Annotated in this window: 8 protein-coding genes and 1 pseudogene; 7 read left to right on the plus strand and 2 right to left on the minus strand. The window is 32.9% G+C overall.

The features are described from left to right. Nucleotides 1-118 precede the first annotated feature (118 nt). Nucleotides 119-364 carry a hypothetical protein gene (locus LF817_RS14940; protein ID WP_253936610.1) on the minus strand — a complete coding sequence of 82 codons (246 nt, stop codon included), beginning with the start codon at nt 362-364 and terminating at the stop codon, nt 119-121. A 737-nt stretch (nt 365-1,101) separates the two neighbouring features. Between LF817_RS14940 and LF817_RS14945 the strand changes: the two genes are divergently transcribed. Both LF817_RS14945 and LF817_RS14950 read left to right on the plus strand, forming a co-directional pair. Continuing rightward, entirely contained in the window at nt 1,102-1,371 is a 270-nt protein-coding gene (locus LF817_RS14945) for a hypothetical protein (RefSeq protein ID WP_253936611.1), read from the plus strand. A gap of 289 nt (nt 1,372-1,660) precedes the next feature. Further along, nucleotides 1,661-2,014 (plus strand): hypothetical protein, encoded by a 354-nt coding sequence (locus LF817_RS14950; protein WP_253936612.1) that lies wholly within the window; start codon nt 1,661-1,663, stop codon nt 2,012-2,014. 571 nt (nt 2,015-2,585) lie between these two features. On the opposite strand, the gene LF817_RS14955 is transcribed toward LF817_RS14950, so the two are convergent. Further along, complete coding sequence (locus LF817_RS14955; protein WP_253936613.1) at nt 2,586-3,599, minus strand: DUF6236 family protein; 1,014 nt, start codon at nt 3,597-3,599, stop codon at nt 2,586-2,588. Nucleotides 3,600-4,629: 1,030 nt separating this feature from the next. On the opposite strand from LF817_RS14955, the gene LF817_RS14960 reads away from it, so the two are divergent. From LF817_RS14960 to LF817_RS14980, 5 genes and pseudogenes are all read left to right on the plus strand, one after another. Continuing rightward, nucleotides 4,630-5,073, plus strand: coding sequence for a restriction endonuclease (locus LF817_RS14960; protein WP_253936614.1), 444 nt, complete (start codon nt 4,630-4,632; stop codon nt 5,071-5,073). A 23-nt stretch (nt 5,074-5,096) separates the two neighbouring features. Next, complete coding sequence (locus LF817_RS14965) at nt 5,097-6,362, plus strand: hypothetical protein (RefSeq protein ID WP_253936615.1); 1,266 nt, start codon at nt 5,097-5,099, stop codon at nt 6,360-6,362. Nucleotides 6,363-6,927: 565 nt separating this feature from the next. Beyond that, on the plus strand, nt 6,928-7,095 hold the full coding sequence (locus LF817_RS14970) for a YolD-like family protein (RefSeq protein ID WP_253936616.1): 168 nt from the start codon (nt 6,928-6,930) through the stop codon (nt 7,093-7,095). Nucleotides 7,096-7,235: 140 nt separating this feature from the next. After that, nucleotides 7,236-7,362, plus strand: a pseudogene (locus tag LF817_RS20435) (XtrA/YqaO family protein); the annotation flags it as partial. Continuing rightward, nucleotides 7,359-8,198, plus strand: a complete 840-nt coding sequence (locus tag LF817_RS14980) for a putative phage abortive infection protein (protein WP_253936617.1) — start codon at nt 7,359-7,361, stop codon at nt 8,196-8,198. The pseudogene LF817_RS20435 and the gene LF817_RS14980, both read left to right, overlap by 4 nt. Nucleotides 8,199-9,344: the final 1,146 nt, after the last annotated feature.

Consider the following 9,344-nt stretch of genomic DNA (forward strand, 5'->3'; position numbering starts at 1 on the left):
CAGCGCATCGAGTTCATGTTTTCTCCAAATTGATAAAAAAAAACCTCAACCAAATGGTAAAGTGAGGTTTAAAAAAGATTAAGTGCTTAAGGAAAGAAACATTCTCCGTATTATAGTCTTACCAATCAACCGACGCTCTGTTTGGTGGGTGAAGTAACTTAACATACTCAATAGAATTATGTTTCAATGAAGCATCACCAATTTGTACAAACCCATTTTCAGTTACTTTGTCTAATTTTGTTTCTTGGATTTCCTCAATGATTTGTTCATCTGTTAGCCCGAAAGTTTGATATCTTACTTCTGTTTTCTCAATCGTACCATTTACATTTATTCCGATTTCAATAAGTGTGTAAACTTCTGCCATCTTATCCCCTCCTTTTATTTTGATTATAAATCAAAATAATTTATTTCCAAGTAGTTCCATGAAGTCTTTTCTAACTTATTTCAAAAAAAGAGAGAGTTAATCATCTGAATCAAAATGAATTTTGTATAAATTGTATAGACGTTTTCGGTTAATTTAACGAGTTATTGTATATATTTGGTACAATAGATATATAAATTACATAAGAAGCGGTGATTTTACATTGCAAAGCAACTTTTCTTTTTTACGTGGAAAGTGGGTTGTTCTGGCTAACTTAGGCGAAGCAGCTGAGAATAACGTGAACCAAGATCCGCAGCGTAATCAAATCTACCAGCTTTAACTTTGAATGCATATGATGATTTAATAAATTTCAATCTACTTCCCAACCTGCTAAACAAAGTTTTTCATCTATGATAGAACGGCAAGTTTAGGGCAATATGACTTTTTTATAGTAGATGAAGCTCACCGAGATTATACAGTTGGCCGAGAAATGACTGAGGAAGAACTAGAGTAAGGCTGCTCACGGAACAGCTAACTATCTTCCCCTTGCTGTATTGATTGAATACTCGTCCCTAGCAGAAAAATAAAATTCCAACTATTTTAAAAAAATTTAATTACCTACAAATACCACTGACATAACAATTATAAAAAAACGATTTAGAACCCTGGCGAGGAAATACTATCCTGGTATGCCTATACTTTCTTTTTTCGAATTAATTTAGTTGATAAGGAGGTTTAAGATGGATAAACATAAGATTCATTATGAACAAGGCGAAGTGATAAAACCTGATTTTGATGTGGAAGATGCTAAGTCTTTGGCAATATATGCTGAAATACCTTTGAAGATATTAGAAAAGGATAAAAATCGAATTGAAATCTGTAAAAGCGACGTTTTTTGTGCCGAAGGTAAACAGTCTCTTCTAAACCTACAATCTAAAACTAAACTTGTTGAAGTAATAGCAATAGGTAGTGGAGAAACAGTTTATCCGAACATTATAAAATACTCCTAGCTTAAACCGTTGTGGGGGGTTTAAGCTTTTTTATCGCCATTTCATAAATCTAAGAAATTATAATTTCACTTCATAATAATGTTATAATATGTAAAAAAAGCAAAAGTAAGAGGAGGGTACTGAGTCTATCTATATAGAAACAAAGTACAGCATTTAGAAAGTTGTATTGCCGATATTGGTAAATTAACTGTTAAAGAACAGGATAAATTGTCAAGCTTACAATGTGATAAAAAAATACATAATAGTAATAAAAGTGTTTGATATTAAATTTATTTAAAGAGGGATATTAATGAGAATTGACGAACATAAGATTGAAGGATGTTACATCTATGCAAAAAAATATTATCATCATCAAATTGACCGAATAGAAGCAACAAACTTGGTTTATAAATACTTTGGTATGAATCAGGGTTCTGCGAACGATTACATTCAAGCCTTTTATTGCATGATGAATGGAGAAAGATACACTAGAACAATTAATACAAAGGCAACTAAATACTTTCTGGAAAGAATTGAAAGGGAATTTGGAGACAATTATCTTGAAAATGCGTTGCTTGCTGTGAAAAAGCATACAGAATATTATGGTAGTGTTAGTAAGGGTCGCTTGAGGGGTATTGAAAACATTTTAAAAAATTATAATTAATGAATTGAGGGACTTAGAAGAAACTAAAGAAAGATTTGGTGGAGTTTTTCATTAGATCTATATGTTAAAAATAACTTTGTATATCTAGTACTAATATTACATCAAAAAAAATTAAATACTTGTTGACGAATTGTTGACCAAACTCGTCAACAACCATTTATTTATATCATATTTAATCTAAGCAAAATTCCATAAATCCAATAACAAAAGGAATATTTAGTGAAAATCACGTTCAATAATACTCAGGACTCATGACTGGCATGGTAGAGTTCAGCGGTTGGATCGCGCTATCCTCCATTTAATATGTAAAACCCCAAAACCTTCAAAAAAGGTTGTAACGCTTTGTTGGGTTATATCTTCTTCGGTAGAATGTACAGCATAGAAGGTACTGCCGTTAATTAGCAGTACCATAACCGCCTCACTAAATACTGTATAACCCTCACATTCAAAGTTTATTTCTAGAGTATTTAATCATAAAGAATGAATAAATACTCTATCTATACCCCTAGCAGCACCAGTAACCACGGCTACTTTACCTTTTAATTTTTGTTTTTCGGAGAAGTTTTAAATACTACTTTAGTTTTGTCCCAACTAAATATGCATAAGAAAGTGGATTTTCTAATTTTTTTTGTTTGTAGGCTTTATGATTTCTAATAGTACCTATTACAGCCCCAGTTAAGCCAAGAATAGTTGATCCCACTAAAATTGAACCTTCACTTTGGTTGATTTGATCATATAAACTGCCACCCAAGGATAAAGTTAATAATGAGTTCTCTATATTAGGAACTTTCCATTTACTCTTCATTGCTTCTTTAATTTCCTCTTTACTTTCATTAATTTCTTTGAGGAGATTATTAACCATTGCTTCTCTATTGTGATCCTGGGCATTGTCAATCTCTATTATTTTTATTTCGATGAAATTACGAAAGTTGTGTAATTTATCACCGTATTTCTCTTTGAAATCATATAGTTCACTTATATTAATAAGGTTTGCCGGAGAGGGAAAAGCTCCATTTAATATTATCCTTCTTAATTTTTCTTTATATATAGTTTTACTTGAGTCCGTAATACTAGTTGAGTTGAATCTTGTTTTCATATGCCATGGATTGTCAGTTATAGGTTGACTATTAACTACCGGCCCGAGTACATTTGCTAAATAGAACATAAAATCTTTTGCTATAGAACCATGCGTATAATACCAGCCATTCTTAATGAAAGCTAAGTCTCTATCTATAAAATCTTGACCTATAAGGTTAAGCTTTTCATGGTGGATTTTATGAGAGTACTTTAATGTGCCATCCGGATATGTCTTGTATGAATCTATTTTTGGCATATAGAAATTATCGATATAATTTAAAAAGTTTTTTCTGAAATCGCTCATATTATCAATGTGCTCACCAGGATGAATTTGTGTAACTAATCCTGTCTCTATTAACTCGCGCATATAATTTTTATATAGGGTATCAGGCTGATCGAAATATATAGTGGGTGTAATTGTTTTAATTTCCTTCCAATATAACAATGAGTGAAAAAGCCAAGGCGTCTTTGGTAATGATATGTTCGGATAATAGAGAAGCTTTTCCATAATGCATTTTGCCTCCTTTTATTATTTGAGAGAGAATGAATACTTTCCTAGTTCAGACTCTGCTTCGGGGTCTACAACTTTCACTTTTCAACGTTTTAAAATGATATAATTTGTTGCAAAAAATCTATAACTTTAATTATAGATAATTTCAGCTACTAGGTATATTGAAAATACAAATTTTTCATGTAAAAAGTTCTTTTTTTTATAAAAAGCTAGTATTTTTTTTCACTTTCTAAGTACTTTGATTTTTGGACTAAATACTTAAAATAACTCTCCAATTCCTTGATTTGGTTGGGGCCCATTGATTTCCACTTATCAATATTTGGATTGGCTTAAGGAATGTGACCTGGAACAATGATAGTTGATTTTACAGGTTTCTAAACTATTCAGTTCTTACTGATTAAGGTAATACCAACAGGCATTTTAAACTGATAATCATAAACTTATTTTTAGTGGACGGTAGTGGACCATTTGTGGACCAAACTCTTTAATATTCATAATAAATGAACCGATTCTTTCCTAAGGACCTCTCAAAAAGTCTGCTATCACAGTATTCATTACAAGGTTTTCGGAAACGCTCATACATAGACATTCACTTTGACAGGGTGGAGGTCTGGAAAAGAAATATATTTGTTGACTGAATTCGTCAACAGCCTTGATCTTATTTCCTATTACATCCAGAAGAAGTGGCAGAATGACATACTCATTGGCATACTTTTTCTCACTTTTGATTATTTCCTTTTAATCATGATAAGGGAGAGATGTCTTTCTTAACTTATAATTACATTTGACTTGGACATTATTTTTTCTTATTTATCTTAGGGAACTTATGGGCGGCACGATGTAATACATTCCCCATCTCTTTTGTGTTCAAAAAAACCTAATCTTAATCTGTTATCACTATAGAGAAGTGGGTCCAGGTACCTTTTTAATGTTATAATTTAGTAAATATTGTTGGGGAATAGTTCAATTTAGCAGATAGTTTCGGGTATAGAGGGGTAACAATATAATAAATTTCAAAGAACTATCAATGGATGGTACAGATTTAGAAAGATTAATAAGAGAAGTTTTTGTTCGTGAAGGTTATGAAACTCATTGGACTGGTAAAGGGCCAGATGGAGGACGTGACCTGATAGTTCATGAGAAAGTGCAAGGGCCATTAAGTAAATTTGAGAGGAAATGGTTGGTTCAATGCAAACATAAATCACATTCCGGGAAATCTTTAGGTAAAGGCGAGGCTAATTCTTTAACTACGGATTGTAGAAGGATAGGAGCAACCGGTTATCTAATGTTTTGTACTACTACTCTTACGTCTGGATTTATTAACGCTTATAAAGAGTTAGAATCCAGCGAGAATATAGTTATAGATTATTGGGATGAAGTTCGTTTAGAAGATAGATTATTAAAACCCGGTAATTTTGCTTTAATAAATCAGTTTTTCCCTGAAAGTTCTGAAGTGGACCTCCAATTATAGAAAAGACAAGGGAGATATTTTAAATGTCTGAGGATGAAATGTTAGATAACTCAAATGAAATCAATGAAATTATTGTCTCTAACCCTATTGGCGGTGAGCTTTATTTAGAAAAAGTAACTGAACATAAATTGGAAGCTAATAAAAAATACAAGGAGATCTTTGTATCTGACTTGTCATTGATGATGGGTAACGTTTCACAGACGGCTTTGCAAGTTGCGAATCAAGGAATGACTTTAGCTCAAATTGCAAAGCAAGCACCTAATGGCTTGTTTACTGCAACTTCAAACCCTGCCAATATGTCAAAATTTGCAAATGGAACCACATCAACTATGGTGCGAGATGCGTCGGGAAGTTTAGTCGAGCACGCTGGTTTTGCTGATGTTGGTTTAAGTCCTTCAGTGAATCCAGCAATTATACTTTCAGCAGGAATGCAAGTAATGTCAGCTGTTTCCGGGACATATTATTTGCAAGAAATTAATGCTCAAATTAAAGGTATGGAGGCGAAGTTAGAAAAACTTTTAATTTTTCATCATGATACAAACATTGGGCGTTTGATTGCAGCTAGAAAAGGTTTGTCTGAAATTACTAATAGAGAATTTGTTGATACTACTGATTTACTTGCTATCAGGAATTATAAAACAAATGCAGATGAAATTCATGAAGAATACATGTATCGCTTGAAAAGAGATGAAAGTGAATTAAACTTGAAGATTAATTCAAAAGTTGAGGAAGAGAAACTTGGAGATATTAATTTTACAATGACGATTGCATTTGAAGCTAGTAAATTATCCTTGTATGCAGAACTAATTGAGATTGGAACAAGAATGAAGATTGGTGGACAAATAGAAATTATTGAAGGTCTAACAAGGCAATTAAAACAAAATTATACTAAAAGTTTTTATCATAATATTGACACAGAAGTTGAGAAGGTCTATTCAATGCTACAGGAGCGGAGTAGTAACGAATTGGTTGATAAAAAGAAAAAATTTGATAAATCATTAGAGAATTTAACTGACGTTAATATTCATAATGGTTGGGGCATTCTAGCTGAATTTGGAATTAACACGCTTGCTGCTGTTAAATCTGAAAGCGACGTTAATAAAGTAAAAGAAAAAGTCGTGTTAGAAAACAAAAACTTGAGCAAAGTAAAAAAAGATATGAAACAAAACAAGGCGAGCGATGGAATTGATAAAATTATCGATAAAGTCGTTGAACTACCACATAAAGAAGCGAAAATTTTGTATCTTCCTTCCAAAAGTAACAAACAACGAGTATTTGTTCCAATTTGAGATTGATGGATAAGTTATAAAACAATTAGGTAAACACAACTACACAATGTTATGTGCGACCGTTATTCAACCCATTTAGAGTGTAATCGATGGTCACAGTGTATTACAGAAAAATGCTTTCAGAATGAAATTCTTAGTGAAATAGGTAAGAAATATAAATGGTATTATAACCATCCTCATATAGCTTACCCACATATACGCCAACAGCCTTCTAAGCTGTAGGTTGTTTTGGTACTGGTTTGAGGTGTTACTTCCGACTGGATATTGACAGGATTTCCTTTATTAATACTGATATCTTATTTAATCTCATACAAGGAAAGAGCTGCTATTTACAAGCAATGACTCGAGATGGTTTATTTACCTTCCAGAGGATACATGTCGCAGAGGGTGATCCGTGTTTTGGAGGTAAGAGAAGATACTATTTTAGCTTTTTGTCTTGTTCGAAGGAAGGTTCGCACTTTTAGGCGTGAAAACATTCTTTCGGTGTTTCCTCCTAAACGTAAGAAGGAGGTAGTCCAATGAGTAATGGACCTAATGATCGTGGAATCATAAAGTGGTATTGTTAATGTTACCGGAGCATGTTGAGGCAATTCAAAAGCTCTGGAAAGAAGATGATCGAATGGAGAAAGCTATTCTTGATGAGCAGCAGCTGAAAGAACTCGAATCTGCTTTGCAACGAGCCAAGAGTGACAATTTCCCTGTTGTGATTAAATATCACAATGGCTTTAATTAAAGTAGCACAAAAGTGAAAGTTCTAGGACTGGATCCAGAGGCCCGAAAAATACGATACTTGGACATAGAATAGAAGATAAATACCTCGTTGAAATTTGAGGACATATTTAGTGTGGATTTTGTTTAGAAGGAAATTCCCAGTTCTGTGTCGTATATTGTGACGGAAAAGGCAAAAATAACCAATATTCCTGATCATGGTGAAACTAAAGTAATCACTCACCAGGGCAAGGTGAAGAGGGTTAAGTTTGATGAGGGGGAAGAGTTTTGAGTAGAAAGGCGATAATGGGGATTAATATTATTTGTGGACTACTGGTTTTCTTTGCTCTATTTGCACCTTGGTTAACTAAAATAATTTCTGAACAAAAAGCCATTAAATATGGTTATGGTGAAGTTGAAATGTATTCAAAATACTTTGCCTCTGTGGGCAGTTGGATTTCAGGTATAACTGTGCCTATATTTACGTTTGTAAGTGTTTTATTATTATTCACTACTCTTCAAATACAAAAAAAAGAGTTCAAGAACACTAGAGAGGCTCTATCAAGGCAACAGTTTGATTCTACGTTTTTCAATATGATTAATCTTCACAACAATATCGTGGATAATATTTTATATGAAGATAGTAAGTCTAGAGATGCTCTTGAAAAGCTGTGGAAGTCTTTCAATGAAAGAGTAGAAGGTTATTTAAGAACTCTATATACCATTAAGCAAAAAGGGGAACCGGTTATCTCCCCTGAACTAGAGGACTTTATGAGTACTTACGAGGATGAAGAGTACATGGAATCTATGTTTGATGACTTTCTTCAAAATAATAATCCATCCTTAGGTCACTACTTTAGAAATATGTATAGAATAATAAAAATAATTCAATCGAGCAGCTTGAGTGAATCAGAAAAGCAAGAGTATCGTGGAATATTTAGAGCTCAATTATCATCTGCTGAGCTTTACTTACTTTTCTATAATGTTGTTTATTCAACTAATGGTGAACAATTCTTCGAAGTTTTAAAAGGTACTGATTTTTTTGAAGGGCATGTCAGAGAATTGTTAAAAGAAAAAGCTATTCTTTCACTCTTGAACAACAGAAAGTATGATAACTTAAATGAATAAGAACGCACGTCTTAAATTGTTGACGAAACTCGTCAACAACGATCAAAATTAATCCTAATTAAACCTGTAAGCATGGTCGTCACTTATGACTGGGTATTGACTGGATTCTTTTTATTAATACATATAACTTATTAGACCTCATACTAATAACGTAAAGTTGGAACACTGATTATAAAAGAGTTTTTACGTCTTATATTCTGTTATTTATTTAATACAGGGAATGGGCGGCATGATGTGATAACGCTCAAACCACTTATGTAATAGGGTTTTTTCCGCATTACAAATAAGTTTTGACTGGATTTTTCTATAAAAAGTTTGAAACACACAAAAAGGTCTCTGGAAACTCTTCAAGTATATATAGAGTTAGTAATTAAAGGACTACTTCCTAAATAAAGGAGGTAGTCCTTTTTTACTTTTAAAATTTGCATTTCATTTTTTTTAGAAGACCGTAAATTCTAGCCTTGTAAAAACATTTCTAAGAGAGTGGCAAAACTATGGTAATCATGCTGGAGCGATAAATACAAAATTACAACGAATCAGGGCATTTTTAAATTATTTGGTTGAAGAAGGTGTCATTAAGGAAAACGTAGTTTCTCAATTGCTTGGTATAGATTTCAGAGGCATAAAGGCCCCATATGAGAGCTAATATTTCGTGGGGATTTATAAAACTATCTAAGTAACAAATCCTTTTCGTAGGAGCTGTATTTAACTTCGTTACAATCCAAGTAACTTTTTCAAAAAGGATTTGTTTTTTAATTCCCTCGACTTTATTTCGGGCTTCTGGCCATCGTAAACCGATTGAACGATGGCACCTGCAACGGTTCCGAACGCCAACAGAAAAAATAGCAGATATTATTAATATCTAAAGTCCCCATAGCCCAATGGTTTACACATTCAAGAAACCTAGGTGTGGAAAGGGACTAATGCACCCCTCTTTTCCTGATAGTTCTTTTATTAGTTTTAGTTCAAAGTAAAGAATGTATAACTTTTGACAATACTACAGCCCTTGATGATGTGGTTGTGACCGTCAAGTAGAAAGACACAGTTTTTGCTTATTAATTTGAAACACTTTCTTGGCCAAATATCGTTGTTCGATTTTTCATTCTATAGCTATCTCCATTTAGGTGAACGATCTCGACTCGATGC

It is taken from the genome of Halobacillus sp. A1, assembly GCF_024189295.1.
Classification (GTDB): Bacteria; Bacillota; Bacilli; order Bacillales; family Halobacillaceae; genus Halobacillus_A.

Excerpts from the sequence above, each read along its gene's own strand:
- LF817_RS14945 (WP_253936611.1), top strand. The coding sequence starts at position 1,102 with ATGGATAAACATAAGATTCATTATGAACAAGGCGAAGTGATAAAACCT.
- LF817_RS14965 (WP_253936615.1), top strand. The coding sequence starts at position 5,097 with ATGTCTGAGGATGAAATGTTAGATAACTCAAATGAAATCAATGAAATT.
- LF817_RS14960 (WP_253936614.1), top strand. The coding sequence starts at position 4,630 with ATGGATGGTACAGATTTAGAAAGATTAATAAGAGAAGTTTTTGTTCGT.
- LF817_RS14970 (WP_253936616.1), top strand. The coding sequence starts at position 6,928 with ATGTTACCGGAGCATGTTGAGGCAATTCAAAAGCTCTGGAAAGAAGAT.
- LF817_RS14950 (WP_253936612.1), top strand. The coding sequence starts at position 1,661 with ATGAGAATTGACGAACATAAGATTGAAGGATGTTACATCTATGCAAAA.
- LF817_RS14955 (WP_253936613.1), bottom strand. The coding sequence starts at position 3,599 with ATGGAAAAGCTTCTCTATTATCCGAACATATCATTACCAAAGACGCCT.
- LF817_RS14940 (WP_253936610.1), bottom strand. The coding sequence starts at position 364 with ATGGCAGAAGTTTACACACTTATTGAAATCGGAATAAATGTAAATGGT.